A 23355-nucleotide genomic window follows, 5' to 3' on the forward strand; every position below is an offset into this window, starting at 1 on the left:
GGATCACATTATTTAATCATTACCACATGATCATAATAATGGTATGAACGAAAACAGAGAAATAAACGCTTTGTTCCACCTGTTGGATGATCCGGACCTGGAGGTATTTGACACCGTTGCCAGTAAAATATTACTATACGGTAAAGATATTATCCCTAATCTGGAGAATTTGTGGGAGAATACAATTGACGAGGCTATTCAGGAAAGGATAGAACTGCTCATTCACCGGGTGCATTACCAGGATTTGCAGGCAGCGTTACGTGTATGGGGGCTTTCAGACATGCAGGACCTGTTGCAGGGCGCCATACTGGCCGCCAGGTACCAGTTCCCCGATCTGATGGCAGCCCAGATTGTGACGGAGATAGACCGTATTAAACGTAATATCTGGCTCGAATTAAATAATTACCTCACTCCGCTGGAACAGATCAATGTGCTGAACAGCATGATCTATAACTATTTTGGGCTAAAAGGAGAAGAAGTTTCCTACCAGCGCAAGAATCAGTTTTTCATTAACCAGGTAGTGGAATCCAAAAAAGGAAATCCCATTACCAACGGAATTATATACCAAAGCCTTTGTGCGATGCTGGATTTACCGGTTTATGCCGTTAATATTCCACGTCAGTTTATTCTGGCTTATTTTGATAGTTATGTAGATTTTGCTGAGCCAATAGAACCGGAAGACCACCGGATTCTGTTCTTTATTGATCCTATACAGGGACAGATCTATACACAACAGGATGTGGATACTTATCTCAAAAGAGTATCTGTGCCCGCTGTTCCCTCTTATTTCAAACCGCAATCCAACAAACGCATCATACAATTCCTGCTGGAAGAGCTATCCAAATGCTTCCAGGACGACAAAGAAGCGTACAAGCAGGATGAGTTGATGAATTTGTCCAGCATATTGGAGGAATAAATCTGAATTGTCTTTCTCCCGATTAGGCCGATTATGCTGATTACCCCGATTTTATTTTTTTGATTATAAAAAGATTAGCGAAGATTAAAGCGAATATTTCCGCTTCGATCTTCGCTAATCTTTTTAAATCTTCCAAAATAAAAAAATAAAATCAGGGTAATCAGCATAATCAGCCTAATCGGGAGAAAGACAATTCAGATAAACTAAAAAGCCCACCGCTTGTGCGATGGGCTTTTTAATTTCTTGCAAGAAAGATATTATATGAATAATCTCTTACTTAGCTTTAGCTGGAGTTGCAGCAGAATCAACTTTTACAGCAGCAGTGTCAACATGAGCAGCTGAATCAGCAACTGCAGGAGCAGTAGGAGCAGTGTTCATAGTGTCTACAGCAGTAGTAGTAGCAGTAGAATCAGCAGCAGGTTTGCTACCACCGTTACAAGCTACGAAGAACATACCAGCAGCAATTGCGAATACAAATAATTTTTTCATCTTAGTTGTTATTTTATTTTTAAAACCGGCGCAAAGGTATACAAATTTCCCAGTATCCAAAAGGAAATCAGCCCTTTTTGTATGCAGCGGTTATTTTTTCCTAAAGAAGATTTTCAACGGTACGCCTGTGAAATTGAAGTTCGTGCGTATCTGGTTTTCCAGGTAATTACGATAAGGCGTTTTCACATCCTCAGGCAGATTACAGAAAAATGCAAAAGCCGGCGTAAAAGTAGGTAATTGTGTTACGTATTTAATACGGATAGGTGTACCTCTTACCACTGGTGGGTGGAAAGCTTCAATAGCCTTCAGCAGCACGTCGTTCAGCTTGGAGGTCTGGATTTTACGGTTACGGTTGTCGTACACTTCCAGCGCTACTTCAATCGCTTTGAAAATACGTTGCTTTTCTGTTACAGAGGTAAATACGATAGGCACGTCGGAAAACGGTGCAAGTCGTTTTTTCAGCTCTTTTTCGTAATCTCTGGCGGTGTTGGTAGCTTTTTCTACCAGATCCCATTTATTTACCAGCACTACGATGCCTTTACCTTTGCGGGTAGCCAGACTGAAAATGCTCAGATCCTGTGCAGTAACGCCTTTTTCGGCATCCAGCAGCAACATCACTACATCAGACTCATCTACTGCTTTGATAGCGCGGATAACAGAGTAAAATTCCAGGTCTTCATGTACTTTAGCTTTACGTCTGATACCAGCGGTATCAATCAGCATAAAGTCTTTCTGAAACATATTATAATGCGTGTGAATGGTATCGCGGGTAGTACCTGCAATATCAGAAACGATATTACGCTCTACTCCTACCAATGCATTCAGCAAAGAAGATTTACCTACGTTAGGCTGGCCGATGATGGCTATTTTAGGAACATCGCCTTGCGTTGTAGCCTCACCCATATCATCTGTGATCTGGTTCACCAGATCATCCAGTAATTCGCCGGTACCACTACCTGTCATAGAAGAAAGGAAGTGTACATGCTCAAAACCAAGGCTATAGAATTCAGTGGCTTCCAGCTGACGCTGTGCATTGTCCACTTTATTTACTACCAGGAACACCGGTTTGGAAGTGCGACGCAAAATATTTGCCACATCAGCATCCAGATCAGTAATGCCAGTAGTTACATCGCACATAAATACGATCACATTGGCTTCTTCCATGGCTACCTTAGCCTGTTTGCGGATCTCCCGCTCAAAAACATCATCGCTGTTAGATACAAATCCACCAGTATCGATCACGTTGAAAGTTTTACCGTTCCAGTCGGCGATACCGTACTGACGATCGCGGGTTACACCGCTCTGATCATCTACGATGGCCTTGCGCTGTTCCAGCAAACGATTGAACAACGTTGATTTGCCCACATTCGGGCGACCCACTATAGCTACTGTAAATCCAGCCATTTCAATTAAATTATTTCGTATTACCTAAAAAAATATCTAGGAATTTTTTCATTCTTATACTTAGATATTTTGTTTCAACAGGAGATTTCCTGCTACACCCAAACATCCAAATAACTAAATATGGAAATTCTAAACTTTTCTAATATCCGTACTCTTTGAGGAACAGATCATTATCTCGCCACTTGCCGCGCACCTTCACAAAAAGTTCCAGGAACACTTTACGCTCAATGAATTTCTCTATATCCTGCCGGGCCAGGGTTCCCAGCTCACGGATTGATTTACCCTTTTCACCAAGGATGATCCCCTTTTGGGTATCGCGGGTGACTATAATTTCAGCAGTTATTTTTGTAAGGGTTTCTTTTTCCTGGAATTGTGTTACAATAACAGTAGTGTGATAAGGAATCTCTTCTTCAAATAACTGAAAGATTTTTTCACGTATCATTTCCGCACAGAAAAAGCGTGTAGACTTATCCGTTAGTGTATCATCAGGATAGAAAGGATTTGCTACCGGTAACAAGGCTACAATTTCTGTGAGCAGCTCTTTGATACCTTTTTTCTGCATCGCAGATACCGCTACTACCGCTGTGGCCTTACCCCATGCCTTCGCACGCTCTATCAAAACAGTCATTTCCTCTTTGAGGATATTATCCATTTTGTTGATGATAAGTATAATAGGCACTTTCAGTTTCAGTGAATCAAACAGCTCCAGGTTTTCTTCCAGTGAATCTTTTGCATCCATGATCAGCAAAGCTACATCCGCATCTTCCAGCGCGGATTTAACGGCGCCCATCATTTTCTCGTGCAGCTTGTATTTAGGATCAATGATACCGGGTGTATCAGAAAAAACAATCTGATAAGCCGGATCCGTTAACACACCCGTGATGCGATGCCGCGTGGTTTGCACCTTAGGAGATATAATAGCCAGCTTTTCGCCGATAATGGCGTTCAGCAATGTGCTTTTCCCTGCATTGGGCTTACCGAAAATATTTACAAAACCTGCTTTGTGCATGATGATAATTAAAACCTGGTACCGCTGCTTTCACAACTCAAACTTACGGAAATAAAAAAAGCCGAATTTCTTCGGCTCTTAGTTTTTTTAGATGCTCTTCAGCTCTACTTTTGTAGCGAGGAGCGGATTCGAACCACTGACCTTCGGGTTATGAGCCCGACGAGCTACCTCTGCTCTACCTCGCAATGAGGGTGCAAAGATAGGATTATTTTGATTTCCACCAAATATTTTTTAGAAAAAAGAACAGAAAGCCAACCGTAACAGGTTGGCTTTCATATTGGAATGCACATAACATTTAAAATGGAAGGTCGTCTGCGGGTTGCTCCTGAACGGGCTCTGCCTCTGGTAGAACGGGCACATCCGTTGCGGCTGCTTTGCGTTTTTCTTCATCTTTGCGGCTGAGTAACTGCAGCTGAGAAACCCTTAATCTTAATGCCCCTGACAATGCACCGGTGCTGTTGCTTACGTAAGCTTCTACTCTAACTGAGCCTTCTACGTACACCATTACACCCTGGTTTAAATAAGGAGCCAGGTTTTCTCTGTCCCACAGCGAGCAATCTACCCACGTGGTCCTTTCCTGCAATACGCCCAGCGCATTTTTAAAGCGCTCATTTACCGCTACCGGAAAACTGAAAACGGATACCCCGTTGACCTCTCTTTTTACTACGTCCCGGCCAAGATGCCCGATTAACTGAAGTTTGATCATCAGAAATAAAGATTTAATGATTAAAAATTTATAAAAGATGACTGAGAGAAGTATAAATGGAAATTACGCAATTTTTATTCTCTCAAAAAATAATTTCCTCTTTTTAATGTACACAAGTATACCTTTGTACCGGAATTAAATGTTCCACACGGGGTGCCTTACTTTCAGGCTGAGATCACACCCAATGAACCTGGACCAGGTAATGCTGGTTAGGAAACCGAAAACAGAAAACAGATATACTTACATGAAACAGCTAATGTTATTAGTGCTGCTAGCTATAGCAGGCACGTTACATGCACAATCCCTGATTACCGGTACTATCAGCAACAAAACCAACGGTAAACCGCTTGAAGGCGTAACCGTATCCATCAACCAAACCGGAGCGCTCACCGATAATAAAGGCCATTACAGCATTCATCTCCCTAAAAAAGGAGCCTATACTTTAACCGCCAGCTATATCGGCTTCAAACCTTTTACCACTACGATCAACGCTAACAACAGCACCCAGTTTTCAGATATTACACTGGAAGAAACCGGTCTGTTTGTGAAGCCGGTAGAGATCAGCAGTTTGCGCGCAGGTAAAAATGCGCCCTTCGTAAACACGACTGTGTCCGCAGAAGAAATTAAAAAAAATAACCTCGGACAAGACTTACCTATACTGCTGGATCAACAACCAGGCGTTGTAACAAATTCCGATGCAGGTACAGGTATCGGCTACACGGGCATGCGTGTACGCGGTTCTGATATCACCCGCATTAACGTAACAGTAAACGGCATTCCTATCAACGATGCGGAATCACAAGGCACCTTCTTTGTCAACATGCCCGACTTTGCATCGTCTGTCAGCAGCATTCAGCTGCAACGTGGTGTAGGTACATCTACCAACGGCGCCGGCGCTTTTGGGGCTACTTTAAATCTTAGTACCAATGAATTTAATGAAAACGCATACGGTGAAATCAGCAACAGCTACGGTTCTTTCAACAGCTGGAAACACACGGTGAAAGCAGGTTCCGGGCTTATCAATGATCACTTCACCATTGATGCACGACTCTCCCAAATAACATCAGATGGCTACATCGACCGCGCTACTTCCGACCTGCGTTCTTTTTATACTTCTGCCGCCTACATCTCTAAAAAAACGGCGATAAGGCTGAATGTTTTTTCCGGTAAAGAAAAAACATACCAGGCCTGGAATGGTGTACCACAGGCACTCCTGGAGTCCGACAGAACATACAATTCTTCCGGCACAGAGAAGCCTGGCACACCCTACGATAATGAAACGGATAATTACCAACAGGATCACTACCAGTTATTTCTTAACCAGGAAATCAACGCCAATCTGAACTTCAACGTAGCATTACATCTTACCCGCGGACGTGGCTACTACGAAGAATATAAAGCAGCACAGGCTTATTCTGCATATGGTTTGAATGCCCCCATCATTAACAGAGATACCATACAAACCACAGATCTCGTTCGCCAACTGTGGCTGGACAACTACTTCTATGGTTCCGTATTTTCTTTAAACCGCACGGGTGAAAAATTAAACTGGAGCCTTGGTGGTGGCTGGAATCGTTATACCGGTGATCACTATGGTAAAATCATCTGGGCAGCTGTGGGCATCGACAAAGATCATAAATACTATAATTATCCCGCCGCCAAAAATGATTTTAATATCTACTGGAAAGGTGAATATAAAATCACTACAGCGCTGAGTCTCTTTGCAGACCTGCAATACCGCAATATTATGTACAATATGGACGGCTTTGAAGCAGCCCCTGCATACATTGCACATGTGAACTACAACTTCTTCAATCCCAAAGCAGGTATCTCTTATCATATCAATCGCACTAACCGCATCTTTGCCTCTGTGGCGATTGCGAATAAAGAACCTAACCGTGGCGACTTTGAAAATAACTATGGTGTAGCAACGCCTAAACCGGAAGTATTACGTGATGTGGAAGCAGGTTACGAATGGAACAACAGCATTGCCACCATAGCGGCGAATGTGTATTACATGAACTATAAAAACCAGTTGGTACAAACCGGCATGCTCACAGATGTAGGCGCGTATGTGCGTACCAACATTCCTAAAAGCTATCGCATGGGTATAGAGGTAAATGGGAATGTAAAACTGGGGAATGCTTTCACGGTTGCAGCCAATGTGGCCTTAAGCCAGAACAAGGTACTGGACTATAATGCCACCTCATACGACTCTAACTATATCGCACACACGCAGCAATATAATAAAACAGATATTTCTTTCTCTCCAACTTTCGTAGGCGGGTTTACGTTATCTGCCAAACCAATAAAAAATCTGAATATAGATTTGTTGGGGAAATATGTGAGCCGTCAGTATATGGACAACACTTCCAATGCGAGAGGTAGTCTTAATCCATATTTCGTAAGCAATCTGCGTTTCAACTACATAGTGCCACAAACGTTATTCCGTGAGCTGGGTGTACAACTGCTGTTAAATAATATACTGAATGCTAAATATGAGCCCAATGGCAGCACTTATAGCAGCTTTGATCTTAAAACCAACCGCGTAGCCTACGATAGTTATTACTATCCGATGGCAGGGTTGAATTTCTTTGTGGGGCTGACAATAGGCTTTTAGCAATTAGCCGTTAGCTTTTAGTAAATGCAGCGGAGATCAATTATAATCTCCGCTGCATTTACTAAAACAAACAGCCCTCCGGTAACCGGAGGGCTGTTTGTTTTTATGTTCTTTACAAATATTAACTATCTAACAATTGCTCAAATGCCTTATGCACATTCTCAAAAGGAAAACCTTTCACCACTTCGTTCATCTGTGCTGCAATTTGTGCCGTGCATAAATTACCGATACTTCCGGCATGTGTATGCTTTACTTCCTTTCCCGGTGTGAAGGTACCGTTTTCTATATCCTTGCCTACCTGCTTATACGCTTCGCGGAAAGGCGTGCCTTGCAGCACCAGGTTATTCACTACTTCTACGCTGAACAGGTATTGGTACTTATCGTCGGCCAGAATATTTTCTTTAATGCGGATATTTTCCAACATCAAACGGCTCATACGGATGCAGTTTGTCAGTGTTCCGAAAGCCGGAAATAAATTCTCCTTCAGGAGCTGTAAGTCGCGGTGGTAGCCGGAAGGCAGGTTAGTGATCATCATGGCTATTTCATTCGGCAACGCCTGCAATTTATTGCCATGCGAGCGGATCAGCTCCCATACATCCGGATTTTTTTTGTGTGGCATGATGCTGGAACCAGTGGTCAGTTCATCAGGAAAACTAATGAAACCAAAATTCTGATTCATAAACAAACATGCATCCATAGCCATTTTAGCGATGGTGGCAGCAATACCGGCCAACGCAAAGGATACTATCTTCTCTGTTTTACCACGACCCATTTGCGCATACACAACGTTGTAGTTGAGCGTTTCAAAACCCAACAACGCAGTGGTCATCTCACGGTTAAGGGGAAACGAAGATCCGTAACCGGCAGCTGAGCCAAGCGGATTTTTATTCACTATTTTGTAAGCACCCTGCAGCATGGTCAGGTCATCCACCAGGCTTTCTGCATAAGCACCAAACCACAAACCAAAAGAAGAAGGCATGGCAATTTGCAAATGCGTGTAACCAGGAATGAGGTGTGCTTTATATTCTTCACTTTTTTGCTGTAACAATTGAAACAAGGCTAGTACCTCTTCCACTATACTTTCCAGCTGATGACGCAGATATAATTTCAGGTCTACTAAAACCTGGTCATTACGGGAACGGCCACTGTGGATCTTTTTGCCTACTTCTCCCAAACGGCGGGTGAGCAACAGCTCTACCTGTGAATGGATATCTTCCACATCATCTTCCAGCTTAAAATCTCCTGCTATTATTTCTTTATAGATATTTCCCAGTTCCTGTTTTAATACCGCCAGTTCTTCCGCTTCCAGCAACCCGATACTTTGCAGCATAGTAATGTGTGCAAGAGAACCGAGTACGTCAAACGGCGCCAGGAAAGCGTCCATTTCACGGTCTTTGCCTACGGTAAATTTTTCTACCGCAGCTAAGGATGCTTTATCTTTTTGCCACAATTTCATAATAAAATAGTTTTTTCACGCAAAGCAGCAAAGTTGCAACTTTGCGCCGCTGCGTGAAATTAAAAATCATATTTACCAAATATCCGTTGTTTCACCTCCGGCCATTCTTCCTTCAGCAGGCTGAAGTATACGCTGTTACGCAGTCTGCCGGTACTGGTCACCATGTGATGACGCAAAATACCTTCCTGTGTACAGCCAATGCTCAGAATAGCATTGCGTGACTGCATATTCAATTCATCTGTTTTCAATTCCACACGATTCAGGTCCATCACTTCAAATGCATATTGCAGCATAGCGTGTTTCATGGCCTTGTTAAGCCCCGAACCCTGTAGGGAAGGGGTTATCCAGGTGTACCCTATTTCTACCCGTTTATGCGGCACCGTTAGTGCTGAAAAACGTGTGGAACCAGCTACCCGGTTTTCCTTTTTGTCGATGATAACAAATGGAATAGACGTTTTCGCCGCTCTTTCCTCCAGGGCCAGTCGAATGTATTTTTCGAGATCATTCTGATTAGCAATATGTGTAGCACCCACTGTCCATAGCGACGGCTCCAAAGCCACTGGTAACAAGGCTTCCATATGCTCCGCCTGTAGCGGCTGCAATAAAACACGTTTATTTTCTATGGTAGGAAGGAAGTTCATACTATTGAATCATTTCAAGTAATTTAATATAACTATCAATACCACCTTTAATTTCTTCCAGGTAAATAAATTCGTCTGCTGTATGTGAACGGGCAGAATCACCCGGGCCCATTTTTACAGAGGTAGCCGGAATCAGCGCCTGGTCTGAAGTAGTAGGCGATCCATAACACGTTTTCCCCACACTCAAACCCGCCAGTACAAACGGATGATCCATCGGAATAGACGAAGGCCGCATACGCATAGACCTCGCTTTCACTTCACAGGATACATTCGCCCGGATAGTTTCCAGCAACTCTTCCAGTGTATATTGATCCGTAGCCCGCACATCCACTACAAAACTGCAATCTGCCGGTACTACGTTATGTGCTTTATTGGAAGTATTGATCACCGTTACGCTCATCTTCACCGGTCCCAGCGTTTCCGATACCTTCGGAAAACGATAGTCCTTAAACCAGTTCAGATCAGGTAACGCTTTGTACAAAGCATTTTCGCCTTCTTCTCTGGCTGCATGACCTGCCTTACCATGACTGATACAATCCAACACCATCAGGCCCTTTTCGGCTGTCGCCAGCTGCGTTTGCGTAGGTTCTCCTACTATCGCAAATTCGATGGCTGGTAGCTGAGATAAAATACTTTCGATACCATTTACACCGCTGATCTCTTCTTCCGCAGTAGCCGTCATAATGATGTTGTAATTAAGATCACTGCGGTTATAAAAATACAGGAAGGTAACAATCAGGCTCACGAGACAACCGCCGGCATCATTGCTGCCGAGGCCATACAACTTTCCATCTTCCACATCCGGACTAAAAGGATCACGGGTATATTGTGGATTGGGTTTTACCGTATCATGATGAGAATTGAGGAGGATATTACGTTTGGAAGGATCGTAATATTTGTTGAAAGCCCAGATATTATTGAGATGCCGCTCATGCGGAATATCCATAGCAGTCAGAAAATCACTGATCACTTGCGCTGTGCCGTCTTCTTCGCGGCTCAATGATGGAGTAGCTATCAGCTGTTTTAACAGGGCCACCGCAACATCGTATAGTTTTTCGTTCCACATAGGTTAGCATATTAAAGTGCCTGCTACTTTATCTGTTGTATTACTCAGAACATCATCTGCATGTCCTATCAGCACCTCTTTTACACCATTGTTTATTGCCCCGAAAGCATTTTGCAGTTTAGGCAATATTCCGTCTGTTAATATCTTTGCTTCCAGCAGTTGCTGATAAATTTCTTCGTTGATAAGATTGATCACTGAGTTATCATCTGCCGGATCACGCAGTACACCTTTCTTTTCAAAGCAATAGATGAGCCTTATGTTATAATGCGCAGATAATGCAATGGCTAATGTAGATGCAATTGTGTCTGCATTGGTATTCAGTATTTGTCCTTTACCATCATGTGTAAGCGGTGCGAACACAGGTGTGATACCGGCTTCCAGCAAAGCTTTCAGCGGAGCTGTTTGTAATGTTTGTGTGCGTATATCCCCTACAAAACCGTAATCGATATCTTTTACAGGCCGTTGGATAGCAGGAATAATATTGGCATCAGCACCGGTTAAGCCGATAGCATTACAGCCATTTGCCTGCAGTTTGGCTACCAGTTGTTTGTTTACCAAACCGCCGTATACCATGGTCACCAGGTCGATTGTTGCAGCGTCTGTGATTCGTCTGCCATCCACATATTTCGACTCAATACCCAGCTTATCCCCTATACGTGTGGCTATTTTACCACCACCATGTATCAGGATTTTTTTTCCTGGTATTGTTGCAAATTTCTCTAAAAAAGTTTGCAACAATACCGGGTTATCTATAACGTTTCCGCCTACTTTAATGATAAATAGATCAATCATAATTATCCTTTCAGAATTTCGCTCAAAACCGCCTGTGCAGCCCATACACGGTTACCCGCTTCCGGTATTACGATAGATTGTGGTCCGTCCAGTACTTCATCTGCAATCACTACATTCCTTCTTACTGGCAGGCAGTGCATTACTTTGGCAGTATTGGTATTTTTGAGTTTATCGTTGGTTATCATCCAGCTGGTATCGGTACAGATGACCTTACCATAATCCCTGTACGAAGACCAGTTTTTTACATACACGAAATCCGCGTCCTGCAAGGCTTTGTCCTGATTATATTCAATACGTGCATTACCGGAAAACTGTTCATCCAGTTCATACCCTTCCGGATGCGTGATCACAAAATCAGTCTCTCCCCAGGCATTTATCCACTGTGCAAAAGAGTTGGGAACAGCCTGTGGCAGCGCTTTAACGTGCGGAGCCCAGGTCATCACCACTTTAGGTTTACGGGTATGCTGCCAGTTTTCTTTGATGGTAATTATATCCGTTAAGCTCTGCAAAGGGTGCAGAGTAGCGCTTTCCAGGCTTACCACCGGTACACCCGCATATTTGATAAACTGATTAATATATTTCTCTGTATAATCTTCTTCTTTATTTTTCAAACCAGGAAAAGTACGGATGGAAAGTATATCGAAATACTGTCCCATAACTGCTGCCGCTTCTTTTACGTGTTCTGTTGTGTTTCCATTCATTACCACGCCATCATTCATTTCCAGCTGCCAGCCTTCCTTATCGATGTTAAACACGACCGCTTCCATACCCAGGTTTCGTGCCGCCACCTGCGTACTTAAACGTGTTCGCAAACTGGGATTCAGGAATATCATTCCCAATGTTTTATTTTTTCCCAATTCTTTGTCCCTGAAAGGATCTTTCTTGTAGTTCATCGCAATGTCCACTAACCGCGGGACACTGGGAACATCTGCTGTAGAAATAAATTGTTTCATTTCGCTTATAGGCTTTGGGCAGATAGTGGAAAGATTAAAGGCACACTATCTGCCATACACGATTAATCGTTTCTTTATTTATTTAACTCTTTGCTGAAGGCGTCGAGGAATTCATCTGCATGCGCTTTTGTTAATGCCAGTGAAGGCAATAAACGAATCACATTGGGTTTAGCCTCTCCTGTAAAAATCTTATGTTTAAATAACAGTTCTTTTTTTACATGCGCTAATTCATCAGGCAGATCAATACCGATCATTAAACCACGGCCTCTCACTTCTTTTACCTTATCAAACGTGCGCAGCTGCTCCATCAGATAAGCACCAACGCTGGCAGCATTCTCTATCAGTTTTTCTTCCTGTATCACTTCTAATACCGCCAGTGCTGCGGCACAAGCCAGGTGATTACCACCAAAAGTGGTACCCAGCATACCGTATACAGGTTGAATTTTAGGTGCAATGATGATGGCGCCAATAGGGAAACCATTACCCATGCCTTTTGCCATGGTGTAAATATCTGCGTTCACACCGGCAAAGTCATGTGAATAAAATTTACCGCTACGGCCGTAACCACACTGTACTGAGTCCGCGATGAACACTGCATTGTGTGTATCACACAATGTTCTGATCTTACGCAGGAAAGATTCGCTGGCCACATTTATACCACCAACACCTTGTATACCTTCAATGATCACAGAAGACACTTCATACTGCTGAAATGCCTGTTCCAGCGCAGCTTCGTCTTCCCATGGTAAAAAAACCACATTGTCTGTTTCATTAACCGGCGCTACTATTTTTGGATTATCTGTAACGGCTACTGCCAGCGATGTTCTGCCATGAAACGCTTTTTTAAAGGCGATGATCTTCTTTTTACCATTGTAAAAAGAAGCCAGCTTCAATGCATTTTCATTGGCTTCTGCACCGGAGTTACATAAAAACAGCTGGTAGTCTTCTTTACCGGAAACCTTGCCCAGCAAGGTGGCCAGCTGCTCCTGCAAAGGCATCTTCACAGAGTTGGAATAAAAACCTACTTTATGTAACTGATCTGTCAGGCGTTTTACATAATGCGGATGCGTGTGACCGATAGAGATCACGGCATGACCGCCGTATAAGTCGAGGTATTGTGTACCCTTTTCGTCCCAAACATGGGAGCCCAGGGCTTTCTCTATAATAATATTATTTACAGGATATACATCGAAAAGTTTCATGTTGACATTGAAGTTGAAATGATAAAAACATTTAGAACACGATGGACTTCAATTTAAGTCCTGCCGTTTCATCCAGTCCGCACATGATATTCATATTCTGCACAGCCTGACCGGAAGCGCCTTTCAGCAGGTTATCTTCAATGGAATGGATGACTAATTTATCACCCACTTTCTCCAGCTGAATCAAACACTTGTTGGTGTTTACCACCTGCTTCAGGTCTATCTGCTTTTCACTTATGTGCGTAAACGGATGACCGGCGTAATAATCTTTATACAGCTGCACAGCGGCTTCCAGCGACAAATCACTCTGCACATACGACGTTACCCAGATTCCTCTCGGGAAATCGCCGCGTACCGGTACGAAGTTCACATCGCCCTTGTACCCTGGCTGCAACAGCTGGAGGGTTCGTCGTATTTCCTTCAGGTGCTGATGATTCAGCACTTTATAAGTAGATATGTTATTGGACCTCCATGTAAAATGGGAGGTAGACTGCAGGCTCTGACCAGCGCCGGTAGAACCGGTGATGCCGGTAGTGTGTACTTCTTTCAGCAGTCCGGCTTTTGCCAGTGGCAATAAACCCAGTTGAATATCAGTAGCAAAACAGCCCGGATTGGCAATGTTCTGCGCTGTTTTAATCAGTTCACGCTGCATTTCAGGCAAACCATATACAAATGAACGGTCTTTAACGGTTTCGCCTAAACGAAAATCCTGGCTCAGGTCAATGACCTTCACGTGTGCCGCCACATCTGTAGCGTCCAGGAATTTCTTAGACTCCCCATGACCCAGACACAGAAACAGCACATCAATATCATTACTCAGTTCCGCTGTAAATGATCTTTCTGTTTCACCCAGCAGATCAGCATGTACCGCATATAACGGATTACCCGCATTACTACGGCTATGTACAAACGAAATAGTGACGTCCGGGTGATTTAATAAAAGCCGGATCATTTCACCGCCTGTATATCCCGCCCCGCCTACGATTCCTGCTCTTATCTTTTTATCATTTGCCATTGGACTGCTGATTTAGATAGAATTTTTAATCTGATGCCAGATCATTGTCTGGTTACCAAAAATTTTACTGAAGCCTCTTACATCTTCACCGCTCCAACCACTGTTCATTTCACCGTATTTACCAAACTTGCTGCTCATCAGATCGTAAGGAGATTCAATACCGGTTACCTGGAAGCGATAAGGCATCAGGGTTACAAATACTTCACCGGAAACGTTTTCCTGTGTATTCTGCAGGAAGGCTTCAATATCACGCATCACCGGATCCATGATCTGACCTTCATGCAGCCAGTTACCGTAGAACTGCGCCAGTTGGTCTTTCCAGCTCAACTGCCATTTAGTTAACACATGTTTTTCCAGTGCGTGGTGAGCTTTGATGATCACCATCGGTGCTGCTGCTTCAAAACCTACACGGCCTTTAATACCAATGATAGTATCACCTACGTGAATATCACGGCCAATGGCATAACCACCGGCAATGGTTTGTAAATATTGTATGGCTTCAGATGGATGACCAAATTTTTTGTCATTTATACCTGTCAGCTCGCCTTTTTCAAATATTAATTTCACCTGCTCTTCGCCCTGCTTGGTAAGCTGGGTAGGCCATGCAGCCTCCGGCAGCATACCATTGGAGGAGAGTGTTTCTTTACCACCAACAGAAGTACCCCACATGCCTTTGTTGATAGAGTACATCGCCTTATCAAAATTCATCTGCACACCTTTTGCTTTCAGGAAAGCAATTTCTTCTTCACGGCTCAGTTTCATATCACGTATAGGCGTGATGATTTCTACACCCGGGATCATGATGTGGAAGACCATATCAAAACGCACCTGGTCGTTCCCTGCACCGGTGCTACCGTGTGCTACTGCATCTGCTCCTACTTCCTGCACATATTCAGCGATGGCCAGTGCCTGGCTCATACGCTCCGCGCTTACGCTCAGCGGGTAAGTATTATTTTTCAGTACATTACCGAAGATGAGATATTTGATAACGCCATCATAATAAGAATGTATCGCATTAACAGCTTTGTGACTTTTAACGCCCAGGCTATAAGCGCGCTTTTCAATTTCCTCCAGTTCTTCTTCAGAAAAACCACCGGTGTTTACGATCACCGAATGCACTTCATATCCTTTTTCTTCGGTCAGATATTTAACGCAATAGGAAGTATCAAGCCCTCCGCTAAATCCCAGTACTACTTTTTTCATTATGACATTGTTTTTTATAATTCCAGATAACAATATTTACGTCGTTTCTATCGGTGATCAGAACAGGAAAAATTTCTTTTTAGATCCGGTAGCACCGCCTTCTTTTTTGCTCTTCAGCAAAACAAATCTTTTAAATCTTAACCAACGCTCGTACAGCTTTATATTCCCTTTAAATCTGCGGCGACGTCTTTCGTGGTGCATGTGGCCATTGGCAGTAACAGACAGCTGCGGTTGTTTTTCAGCAGCAGCTTTTTCAGCCATCGCTTTCTCTTCTGCTTCTTTCAGTTTTTCCAGCGGGTTGTACAGCATAGCAGTACAAAGACAGTTCTTCCTGTCTTTACTGGTGAGGATATCGAAGTTGACACAACTTCTGCAGCCTTTCCAGAACTCTTCATCGTCAGTGAGTTCAGAATAGGTAACCGGCTCATAACCCAGTTCAGAGTTGATCTTCATTACTGCGAGGCCTGTGGTTAATCCGAAGATCTTGGATTCAGGATATTTTTCTCTTGACAGTTCGAATATCTTCTTCTTAATCGATTTAGCTACACCATGTCCTCTGAAGGCAGGATTTACAATCAGACCTGAGTTAGCAACAAATTTCTCATGGCCCCAGGCTTCTATATAACAAAAGCCTACCCACTCACCATTTTCCGTAAGGGCAATAACAGCCTTTCCTTCCTGCATTTTCAACTCTACATAAGCGGGGGAACGCTTCGCTATGCCGGTTCCTCGTGCCTTTGCAGACGACTCCATCTCATTGGTGATGGTATTTGAATAGTGAATATCGTCAGGAGTGGCTACCCTAACGATGATATGTTGATTTTCCAACCTTTTAAATTGAAATCGTGAATCAATAAACTACATTAAATTCCATTGCTGGAAAGGTCACCGGAGGATTGGGGAATCACGGTGCGATAGCGGTCATGTGTTGACAAGCGCTATCAAATTCTAGGTCGTCGGGAAAGGAATCTAAAGACATTGAACCCAACAGAATATACCCCCTTGTTTAAAGCGGGATGATATGCAGAGATGTTGGTATGAGTTGCGGTTTTTTCCAACTTCAGTTCAGCGTTAAATTGTTATAAATATTGTCTTTAGTTTAGAATATCCGCAAAGTTATAACAATATCTTTTTAAATGGTCGAATTTTTTTTGATATGGGCGCATTATTAACAAATGCGGATGTTGTCTTTCCCAGGATTAGGCTGATTGTACTGATTAGGCTGATTATATATTATAAGATTTTTTTATGATTTTAAAAAGATTAGCGAAGATCGAAGCAAATATATCCACTTCAATCTCCGCTAATCTTTCTAAAATCATAAAAAAAATCAGTGTAATCAGTATAATCAGCCTAATCCTGTGAAAGACAACATCCGCGCTGATCGCTATTTTGTAATCACACCCAATTCTGCTACACTTACCCAATTTTCCTTTTCTTCAGCAGGCGCCACCGCCACAAAACGGATATAACGCGCATTCGTAGCTTTGAAAGACACTGTTTGTGTTACCGGGTTGTTCTTAATATTAGCAAATTGTCCTTCAGCCACCGGATTTCCCCAGCTTTTGCCATCGTTGCTGGTGTAAAAGGCATATCCATATACAACACCGCCAATACCTTCACCGATAGCAGGTGTGTAGGTAAATCCTTTCAGGGAGAGGCTTTCACCCAGATCTATCTGCAATTCATGCGGGTATTTGGCAGCAGCATCTTTACGATCGGTGATATACGCAGTGGCAGTATTACCATCAATGGCTTTCGCTGCTTCGTAACCTTTAATAGCTGCATCCGACTGGATCACCTGCCATTTGGCGGGAGCTACGTCAAAATAAGCGGTCACGGTTTCACTGGCGGTTTTACCATTGTCAAGGAAAGCTTTGGCTTTTATTACGCCGCCCTGCGGCAATGTGAATGCATTCGCAAATTTTGAAGATTGCATAGTAGGCTCCGTGCCATCCGTTGTAAAATGTACTTCAGGATCACTGGAAGCACAGCTGATCATTACCACTCCTTCTTTATTACGACTAATCTCCGGTGTAGCCAGCACACCTGGCGCATTGTACAACTGCACCTCGCTGATCACCGGACTAGCCTTGGCATCCAGTATATTAATACGTACCAGCGTGGTGGTGTAATCCGGTAAACGCAAAATACGCTTGTGGCCAATAGTGGTTTCGCGGGCAATCTCTTTCATCTTGCCGTTCTCCAGGATAGACACAGTAAAACTTTTTACTCTTTGTCCCAATGCAATGTACTCCTGCAACACTACGCGGTTAAACTTAACCGGCGTTTTATAGGAGAGCGTAATCTCTGCACTGGTAACATTATCAGGCGTAGCCCAGTAAGTAGTATTGGTTCCATCCGTAAGATGGGATACTTTTACCGCAGCATCATTTTTCCGTGTATTCGTTGCCGTTACAACTGCTTTTTTAGCAAGATTATTTTTGAAAGATGCATCCAGTACATGGCGCAACTCCATCAGGCGTGTGGAATCATTAGGATGGATCAAACCATCTCTGTCGATAGGCACGTTCAGGATCAGGTTACCGTTGCGTCCTACAGAGCCGTAGTAGATGTCGAGCAGGTTAGAAACGGATTTCACTTTATCATTGGTATCAGGGCTGTAGAACCATCCTGGCCGGATAGATACATCACACTCTGCAGGTATCCATTGTTCGCCATCCTCATTACCTTCATTAAGCGATTTGGTAGGAGGGCCCGCAGCTCCGGGTGCAAAACCGTGTACATTCAGTGTACTCCAGTTGGTAGTACCGGCAATACCGCTTTCATTACCTACCCAGCGGCAACCAGGACCTACATCACTGAAGATAACTGCATTGGGTTGGTTTTTATATACTACTTTATGAAACAGATTCCAGTCGTAAGGCTGTTTCAGATTACCGCCATTGGCGCCATCAAACCATTGCTCAAACACGGGTCCGTAATTGGAGAGCACTTCATTTAAGGTGTTGGCAAATACCTGGTTATAACCAGGCTTTCCATATTCAGGATGGTTGCGATCCCAGGGAGAAAGATATACACCGAACTTCAAACCGTACTCTTTACAAGCTGCCGATAATTCTGCTAACACATCTCCTTTACCATCCTTCCAGGCACTTTCACGAACAGTATGTGTGCTGTATTTGCTGGGCCACAAACAAAAACCATCATGGTGCTTTGCCGTAAGCACAATACCTTTCATACCGGCCAGCTTGGCCGTACGCGCCCATTGACGGGCATCCAGGTGAGTAGGATTAAATACTTTCGGATCTTCATCTCCATGTCCCCATTCTTTATTGGTAAAAGTATTGGGACCAAAATGAATGAACATATAGTATTCCATGTCATTCCATGCTACCTGTGCTTTGGATGGTAAAGCGCCATAGGGCTTGATTTGCTGAGACATTACCATGTTACAGCCAAGTAAGCCGGCGAGAATTAGAGCGGTTTTCTTCATTGCCAAATAAAAGAATTACGAATTACGAATTGCGAAATACGGATCAGAGCGAAGATATAGCAGATAATTCATAGGGTTCAATTGCCAATTCACAATTCATAATTGAATATTCGCTTTAATATCCGCTTAAAATCGTAATTCGCCATTCGTAATTCGTAATTTTTTCACCGTTTATCACAAAAATGTAAGAATATTAGGCATAGGGTTGGATTTGATAGATCAATTTTTATAAATTTAATCCCTCCTTAACGTATAAATGTATACGCGTTTAAACTTTGAACAATGAACAAACAACCACTGCATCGCAGAAGTTTTCTCAAAAACACGGTAGCGGCTGGCGTAGGTATCTCTATGCTCGGTTCCTCTGCTAAATTATTTGCAAACGAAAAAAAACCTAAAGTTAGAGTAGGCGTAATCGGCGTTGGTGCGCGCGGTCTCGGACACCTGAACTTCTGCCTCCACCGCGAAGACGTGGAAGTAGTTGCTTTCGCTGATCCGGATACTGCGTTTACTGTGCCCAAGGCAAAAGCCATGATCGAAAAAGCCTATGGTGGTAAAAGAAAAGTAGCGGAATACACTAATGGACCTGAAGATTTCCGCAACCTGTTGAAACGTGATGACATTGACGCGGTAATCATTGCAACCCCGTGGGAATGGCATTCCATCATGGCTATTGCAGCTATGAAAGCAGGTAAAACACCTGCAGTAGAAGTTTGCGGCGCCTCTGATATCCAGGAATGCTGGGAACTGGTTAACACCAGTGAAAACACCGGTATACCTGTATTTGGTATGGAAAACGTATGCTACCGCAGAGATGTGATGGCAGTATTGAACATGGTTCGTCAGGGCCTGTTCGGCGAATTGACGCACCTGCAGGGCGGCTACCAGCACGATCTTCGTGGCGTGAAATTCAACAACGGTAAACAATACTACGGTGGTGGTGTGGAATTTGGCGAGAAAGCATTGTCTGAAGCTAAATGGAGAACCAATCACTCTGTACATCGCAACGCTGATCTGTACCCTTCACACGGACTGGGCCCGATCAACAATATGATCAACATCAACCGCGGTAACCGCTTACTGTCGCTGACTTCAGTGGCTACCAAATCACGCGGGCTGCATAAATACATCGTTGACAACGGTGGTGAAAACCATCCTAACGCTAAAGTAGAATTCAAACTGGGCGATATCGTTTCTACCCTGTTGAGAACCAACAATGGCGAAACTATTATGCTGTCGCATGATACCAACTCTCCGCGTCCTTACTCTCTGAACTTCCGCGTACAAGGCACTAATGGCTTGTGGATGGATGATCAGCAATCACTGTATGTAGAGAAGAAAAGTAAATACGACGAATGGGAAAAAACCGGCGACTTCAAAGATCCGGAAAGTTACTTCGGTAAATATGATCACCCGCTGTGGAAAAAGTATGCCGCAGATGCTGCCGGCGCAGGTCATGGTGGTATGGACTGGTTTGTACTCAACTCATTCTTTGAGTGTATCAAACGTGGTACACCTTATCCGCTGGACGTTTACGATATGGCTACCTGGTATGCTATCACGCCGTTGAGTGAGCAGTCCGTAGCTGAAGGTGGTAGTGTACAATTCATCCCTGACTTTACACGCGGCCGCTGGATGAACAGAACACCGATCTTTGCACTGGACGACCAGTATTAATATAGCTGTTAGCGATTAGCTTTTAGCTTTTAGTTTAAATGCAGCGGAGATAAAAACGGGAATAATAAAATATCCGCCTTTATCTCCGCTGCATTTAAACTAAAAGCTAAAGGCTAAAAGCTAACTCCTTCACCGTAACCCCTTCTTCAATAGTAGTTACATATACTTCCGGCACTTTGCCGTATTGCTCATTATAACGTGATTGGATATACGAAACGTAATCCGCTACTTTTTCTGCCTTCACGAGATTGATGGTACAACCACCAAAGCCGCCGCCCATCACACGTGCACCGGCTACTTCTTCACGTTGTTTTGCCAGCGATACCAGGAAGTCCAGCTCCGGGCAACTCACTTCATATAATTTACTAAGCCCTTCATGTGTAGCATACATCAGCTGACCAAACGCTTGCAGGTTGCCTTGCTTTAATAATTCGGTACCATCCTGTACACGCTGAATTTCTGCAATCACATAAGAGCAGCGGTCGTATACTTTGGAAGATAGCTGTGAGCGCACTTCATGGAGCATAGACATATCCGCATCGCGCAATGATTTTACAGCCGGATGATTAACCTGGATAACCTTCACTCCTTCTTCACACTGATGACGGCGAACGTTATATTCAGAAGAAGCCAGGGAATGATGCACCATCGAATTACATAAAACAATCTTATATCCGGGGAAATTAAACGGGAAATATTCAAATTCCAGGCTACGGCAATCCAGACGCATTACCTGATCTTTTTTGCCATGCAGGTTGGCAAACTGATCCATGATACCACATTTCACACCAGGGAAAGTGTGTTCTGCCTTCTGGCCAATCAGGGCCATCTGCATACGATCCAGCCCGTATTGAAAGAAATGATCCAGCGCAGCCACCAGTCCACCTTCCACTGCCGCGGAAGAAGACATACCCGCGCCTACAGGGATATCACCTGCAATCACACAGTCGAAGCCTTTTACCGGTAATCCGCTTTCCTGTAGCTGAAACACCACTCCCATGAGATAATTGATCCATCCGTGGGTAGGCTTCACCTCGTCCAGTGAAAAAGAAACAGTTTCATTGGTAAATACCGCATGCGCGTTACATTGCCGTGTGTCGTTCAGCGCAATGGCATATACAATTTTTTTATCAATAGCGGCAGGCAATACAAAGCCGTCGTTATAATCTGTATGTTCACCTATGAGGTTAATTCTTCCGGGGGAAACTACTATCAGTGGCTCTTTTCCGAATAAGTGTATGAATTTCTCCCTTGTTGCTTGTATCATCAAAAAAATATTAAACGTAGAATTTACACCTAAAAATATAAAAATGATTCAGAAATAAAAAAGGTTGTTCCGAAATTTCGGAACAACCTTTCAAAAAAGCTATTTAGAATATATTATTTCTTTCCTACTTTATGACCAACTAGAGCATAGAACAGGATGTACAGGTAGCAGGGAACCATGCAATAGAGGAATGCATGTCTGAAGTCCATGTTGCTGTTATACAGGAAGCTGAACATACTTTCTTTATTGAACATGCCACTGTAGATCTGCGGGAGGATACCACCACCTGCGATAGCCATTATCAGTAAAGCAGAACCCATTTTGGTATAACGACCCAGCCCGTCAATTGCCATCGGGAAGATAGCAGGCCACATCAGGGCATTAGCCAGACCCAGCAGCGCAATAAAGGTTACAGCAGAGAAACCGGAGGTAAAGTAAGCCGCAATGGTAAACAGCACGCCTAATACCGCAGAGATCTGTAAACCTTTCTGACCGGTGATGATCTTGGGAATAGTAGCAATACCAATTACATATCCAACCAACATGGCCACCAAAGTGAACGTGCTAAAGTATTTGGTATCATCCAGGCTCATGCCCATAGATTTACCATAAGAACCAATTACGTCGCCTGCCATTACTTCCACACCTACATAAACAAAGAGACACAATACACCCAGTACCAGGTGAGGGAACTGAAATACACTGGTTTTACCTGTAGTAGATGCTTTAGTAGCAGCATCTTCCTGGTTGGTATCTATTTCAGGTAAAGAAGAGCGTTTCAGTAGCACCGCCAGTATTACCAGTATAATGGAAATAACTACATAAGGACCCTTTACACGGGAAGCCAGGCTATCCAGTAAAGCATTCTTCTGCGCCACATCTACGGCAGCCTTGATACTGTCTTCCAGCTGGGAAGCACCTTTTAATACGATAGAACTCAGGATCAATGGAGCCAGCGCACCCGCACCTTTATTACAGATACCCATAATACTGATACGTTTGGCCGCACTTTCCTTTGGTCCGATGATGCTGGCGTACGGATTAGAGGCCGTTTGCAATAAGGACAAGCCCGCTCCCTGTATGAACAATCCCGTGAGGAACATGCCGAAACTACGCGCATTGGCAGCAGGAATGAATACCAGCGAGCCAACGGCGATGACCAGCAACCCTAAGGCCATACCATTTTTAAACCCTGTTTTGTCCAGGATAAAAGAAGAAGGAATAGAGAGGAAAAAATAAGCCATATAAAAGGCCATCGTTACCAGCAGCGCCTGAGACACGTTCAACTCACACACGATCTGGAAAAACTGGATCAGTGTACCATTAAGCCAGGTAACAAAACCGAATACAAAGAACAATATGCCCATAATGGCCATAGATTGCCCATATCCCGCTTGTTTAACGGGTATTTTCATTGTTGCTGTTTGGTTGGACATAAGCTGTCAAGATTATTTTTTAGATAAGCGCGAACATAATTAACTT

19 protein-coding genes and 1 tRNA gene are annotated in these 23355 nt (G+C 43.5%); 3 read left to right on the forward strand and 17 right to left on the reverse strand.

From position 1 onward, the window contains the following. Positions 1–43: 43 nt before the first annotated feature. Positions 44–916, forward strand: a complete 873-nt coding sequence (locus CLV51_RS18715; RefSeq protein WP_106529570.1) for a transglutaminase-like domain-containing protein — start codon at positions 44–46, stop codon at positions 914–916. Between the two features lie 273 nt (positions 917–1189). Here the strand turns inward: CLV51_RS18715 and CLV51_RS18720 are convergent, their stop codons facing one another. The 5 genes from CLV51_RS18720 to CLV51_RS18740 all read right to left on the reverse strand — a co-directional run bounded on the left by CLV51_RS18720 (position 1190) and on the right by CLV51_RS18740 (position 4524). Beyond that, positions 1190–1405 carry a hypothetical protein gene (locus CLV51_RS18720; RefSeq protein WP_106529642.1) on the reverse strand — a complete coding sequence of 72 codons (216 nt, stop codon included), beginning with the start codon at positions 1403–1405 and terminating at the stop codon, positions 1190–1192. Positions 1406–1495: 90 nt separating this feature from the next. Further along, positions 1496–2809: a ribosome biogenesis GTPase Der gene (der, locus tag CLV51_RS18725; RefSeq protein WP_106529571.1), complete on the reverse strand. Its 1314-nt coding sequence runs from the start codon at positions 2807–2809 to the stop codon at positions 1496–1498. A 139-nt stretch (positions 2810–2948) separates the two neighbouring features. Further along, entirely contained in the window at positions 2949–3818 is an 870-nt protein-coding gene (gene era / locus CLV51_RS18730; protein ID WP_106529572.1) for a GTPase Era, read from the reverse strand. A gap of 113 nt (positions 3819–3931) precedes the next feature. Then, positions 3932–4003, reverse strand: a tRNA-Met gene (locus tag CLV51_RS18735). Between the two features lie 110 nt (positions 4004–4113). Then, the gene (locus CLV51_RS18740; RefSeq protein WP_106529573.1) at positions 4114–4524 is read right to left on the reverse strand and encodes a single-stranded DNA-binding protein; all 411 of its coding nucleotides are present in this window, start codon (positions 4522–4524) and stop codon (positions 4114–4116) included. A gap of 244 nt (positions 4525–4768) precedes the next feature. Between CLV51_RS18740 and CLV51_RS18745 the strand changes: the two genes are divergently transcribed. Beyond that, on the forward strand, positions 4769–7144 hold the full coding sequence (locus CLV51_RS18745) for a TonB-dependent receptor (protein WP_106529643.1): 2376 nt from the start codon (positions 4769–4771) through the stop codon (positions 7142–7144). A 121-nt stretch (positions 7145–7265) separates the two neighbouring features. Here the strand turns inward: CLV51_RS18745 and argH are convergent, their stop codons facing one another. From argH to CLV51_RS18795, 10 genes are all read right to left on the reverse strand, one after another. Beyond that, a complete protein-coding gene (gene argH, locus CLV51_RS18750) occupies positions 7266–8600 on the reverse strand; it encodes an argininosuccinate lyase (RefSeq protein ID WP_106529574.1) in 1335 nt (444 codons plus the stop codon). Between the two features lie 59 nt (positions 8601–8659). Beyond that, positions 8660–9241 (reverse strand): GNAT family N-acetyltransferase, encoded by a 582-nt coding sequence (locus tag CLV51_RS18755; RefSeq protein WP_106529575.1) that lies wholly within the window; start codon positions 9239–9241, stop codon positions 8660–8662. A gap of 1 nt (position 9242) precedes the next feature. Next, positions 9243–10307, reverse strand: a complete 1065-nt coding sequence (locus CLV51_RS18760) for a M20 family metallo-hydrolase (RefSeq protein ID WP_106529576.1) — start codon at positions 10305–10307, stop codon at positions 9243–9245. 3 nt (positions 10308–10310) lie between these two features. Continuing rightward, on the reverse strand, positions 10311–11099 hold the full coding sequence (gene argB / locus CLV51_RS18765; RefSeq protein ID WP_106529577.1) for an acetylglutamate kinase: 789 nt from the start codon (positions 11097–11099) through the stop codon (positions 10311–10313). A 2-nt stretch (positions 11100–11101) separates the two neighbouring features. Continuing rightward, positions 11102–12052: an N-acetylornithine carbamoyltransferase gene (locus tag CLV51_RS18770; protein ID WP_106529578.1), complete on the reverse strand. Its 951-nt coding sequence runs from the start codon at positions 12050–12052 to the stop codon at positions 11102–11104. A gap of 74 nt (positions 12053–12126) precedes the next feature. Continuing rightward, positions 12127–13254, reverse strand: a complete 1128-nt coding sequence (locus tag CLV51_RS18775) for an aspartate aminotransferase family protein (RefSeq protein ID WP_106529579.1) — start codon at positions 13252–13254, stop codon at positions 12127–12129. Positions 13255–13285: 31 nt separating this feature from the next. Continuing rightward, positions 13286–14269 (reverse strand): N-acetyl-gamma-glutamyl-phosphate reductase, encoded by a 984-nt coding sequence (gene argC, locus CLV51_RS18780; protein ID WP_106529580.1) that lies wholly within the window; start codon positions 14267–14269, stop codon positions 13286–13288. Between the two features lie 12 nt (positions 14270–14281). Beyond that, complete coding sequence (locus CLV51_RS18785; protein ID WP_245898824.1) at positions 14282–15472, reverse strand: argininosuccinate synthase; 1191 nt, start codon at positions 15470–15472, stop codon at positions 14282–14284. A 57-nt stretch (positions 15473–15529) separates the two neighbouring features. After that, positions 15530–16300, reverse strand: a complete 771-nt coding sequence (locus CLV51_RS18790; RefSeq protein ID WP_106529581.1) for a GNAT family N-acetyltransferase — start codon at positions 16298–16300, stop codon at positions 15530–15532. A 559-nt stretch (positions 16301–16859) separates the two neighbouring features. After that, the gene (locus tag CLV51_RS18795; protein ID WP_106529582.1) at positions 16860–18929 is read right to left on the reverse strand and encodes an alpha-L-fucosidase; all 2070 of its coding nucleotides are present in this window, start codon (positions 18927–18929) and stop codon (positions 16860–16862) included. Between the two features lie 282 nt (positions 18930–19211). Here CLV51_RS18795 and CLV51_RS18800 point away from each other — a divergent pair, with 282 nt between their 5' ends. Further along, complete coding sequence (locus CLV51_RS18800; RefSeq protein ID WP_211302040.1) at positions 19212–20606, forward strand: Gfo/Idh/MocA family protein; 1395 nt, start codon at positions 19212–19214, stop codon at positions 20604–20606. A gap of 106 nt (positions 20607–20712) precedes the next feature. On the opposite strand, the gene galK is transcribed toward CLV51_RS18800, so the two are convergent. Together galK and CLV51_RS18810 are read right to left on the reverse strand one after the other, a co-directional pair. After that, positions 20713–21873, reverse strand: a complete 1161-nt coding sequence (gene galK / locus CLV51_RS18805; protein ID WP_106529583.1) for a galactokinase — start codon at positions 21871–21873, stop codon at positions 20713–20715. Between the two features lie 113 nt (positions 21874–21986). After that, positions 21987–23309 (reverse strand): sugar MFS transporter, encoded by a 1323-nt coding sequence (locus CLV51_RS18810; protein WP_106529584.1) that lies wholly within the window; start codon positions 23307–23309, stop codon positions 21987–21989. Positions 23310–23355: the final 46 nt, after the last annotated feature.

It is taken from the genome of Chitinophaga niastensis (assembly GCF_003014755.1).
In the GTDB taxonomy this organism is placed as follows: domain Bacteria; phylum Bacteroidota; class Bacteroidia; order Chitinophagales; family Chitinophagaceae; genus Chitinophaga; species Chitinophaga niastensis.